Raw genomic sequence first — 1,945 nt, 5'->3', positions numbered from 1 at the left:
TGCATTTGGCGGAGATTTTGGCGAGTACGGAAGAGGAGCCGTTGGTATGAGTGGGACGTATCTGGGGATGCCGTCGTTTCCTGAGGCGGCGCGTGGTGCGGTGAACAATCCGACGTTGCGGGCGAATCTGCGTCATGCCACCCATACGATCCGGGCGAAGCGGGCGGTGGCGGTGGAGGAGTTGGCGGACTGGGGGTTGTTGCGGGAGGCGGGGAAGCAGATCAAGGACCGCACGCTGCGGTATCTGGACACCTATCTCGTCGAGCTGGAGAACAAGGTCACCGCGGCGGGGGGTGTCGTGCACTGGGCGGCGGATGCGCAGGAGGCGAACCGGATCGTGGTGGATCTGGTGGCGGCGACCGGGGAGCGGGAGGTGGTGAAGGTCAAGTCGATGGCCACCCAGGAGATCGGCCTGAATGAGGCGTTGGAGGCGGCGGGGATCGCCGCCTTTGAGACGGATCTCGCGGAGCTGATCGTGCAGTTGGGTGAGGATCGCCCCTCACATATTTTGGTGCCCGCGATCCACCGTAACCGGGGGGAGATCCGGGAGATTTTCGCGCGGACCATGAGTGAGTGGGGGCGCCCGGCGCCGGAGGATCTGAGTGATGCGCCGGCGGAGTTGGCGGAGGCGGCCCGGTTGCATTTGCGGGAGAAGTTCCTGCGGGCCAAGGTCGGTATTTCGGGGGCGAACTTCATGGTCGCCGAGACCGGCACCCTGGTGGTCCTGGAGTCGGAGGGCAACGGGCGGATGTGCCTGACGCTGCCCGAGATGCTGATCTCGGTGGTCGGCATCGAGAAGATCGTGCCCAGCTGGCGGGATCTGGAGGTGTTCCTGCAGACCCTCCCACGATCCTCGACCGCCGAGCGGATGAACCCCTACACCAGCACCTGGACCGGCACCACCAGCGAGGACGGCCCGCAGGTCTTCCATCTGGTGTTGCTGGACAACGGGCGCACCGCCACCCTCGCTGATGAGGTGGGGCGTCAGGCGTTGCGCTGTATCCGCTGCTCGGCCTGCCTGAATGTGTGCCCGGTCTATGAGCGGGCCGGGGGGCACGCCTACGGGTCGGTCTATCCGGGGCCGATCGGGGCGATCCTCTCCCCGCAACTGCGCGGTACCCAGAGCGACATCGATGCCTCACTGCCCTACGCGTCGTCGTTGTGCGGGGCATGTTACGACGTGTGTCCCGTCGCCATCGATATTCCTGAGGTGCTGGTGCATTTGCGGGAGCGGGTGGCCGACCAGGGCGGCAAGGGCCATCGTCTGGAGAAGGCGGCCATGACGGCGGCGGGCTGGATCCTCAACCACCCTGCCGCACTGGCGACGGGGGAGCGTCTGGCCTCCAAGACCCGCACACTGCACCCCAAGAACCCGCCCGGTGCGGGCGCCTGGACCCAGGCCCGTGATTTGCCCGAACTGCCCGGCGAACCGTTCCGCGACTGGTGGAAGAAGAACCGCACATGAGCAGCAGAGACCTGATCCTGGACCGGGTGCGCAAGGCGCTGACCGACGCCTCGGAGGTGCCCGAGCCGTCCCGGGACTACCTCACCAGTCACACCCCCGACGACCCGGCGGTCATCGTCGACCTGCTGGCGGCGAACCTCGCCGACTACCGCGCACGCGTCCACCGCACCGACGAGAACGCACTGCCCGACCTCCTCGCCCGCCTGCTGACCGAACGCGGCACCAAATCGGTGCTGGTACCGTCGGGCCTGCCGGAGGGGTGGCTCGCGAAGAGTGACGCGACCCAAGTAGCGGACCGGCCCGCCTCCACGGCCGGCGAACTCGATGAGGTCGACAGTGTGGTGACCGGGTGCGCGCTGGCCATCGCCGAGACCGGCACGATCGTCCTGGACGCCGGCCCCGACCAGGGCCGCCGCCGTATCACCCTCGTCCCCGACCACCACATCTGCGTCGTCCGCACCACCGACCAGATCGTCGCCT

General features: G+C 67.6%; 2 protein-coding genes. Both read left to right on the top strand.

The window, feature by feature from the left end:
- Window positions 1-46 precede the first annotated feature (46 nt).
- A complete protein-coding gene (locus J0695_RS38530) occupies window positions 47-1,465 on the top strand; it encodes a lactate utilization protein B (RefSeq protein WP_206969500.1) in 1,419 nt (472 codons plus the stop codon).
- Window positions 1,462-1,945, top strand: a 484-nt coding sequence (locus tag J0695_RS38525) for a LutC/YkgG family protein (RefSeq protein ID WP_206969499.1), incomplete at its 3' end; no start/stop codon positions are given. The genes J0695_RS38530 and J0695_RS38525, both read left to right, overlap by 4 nt.

Origin of the sequence: Streptomyces beijiangensis (assembly GCF_017315755.1) — a bacterium.
Classification (GTDB): Bacteria; Actinomycetota; Actinomycetes; order Streptomycetales; family Streptomycetaceae; genus Streptomyces; species Streptomyces beijiangensis.
The sequence above is the reverse complement of the archived record's forward strand: the minus strand, read 5'-3'. Positions and strand labels throughout refer to the sequence as shown.

Coding starts and splice junctions, on each gene's coding strand:
- J0695_RS38530 (WP_206969500.1), top strand. CDS start 47: ATGAGTGGGACGTATCTGGGGATGCCGTCGTTTCCTGAGGCGGCGCGT.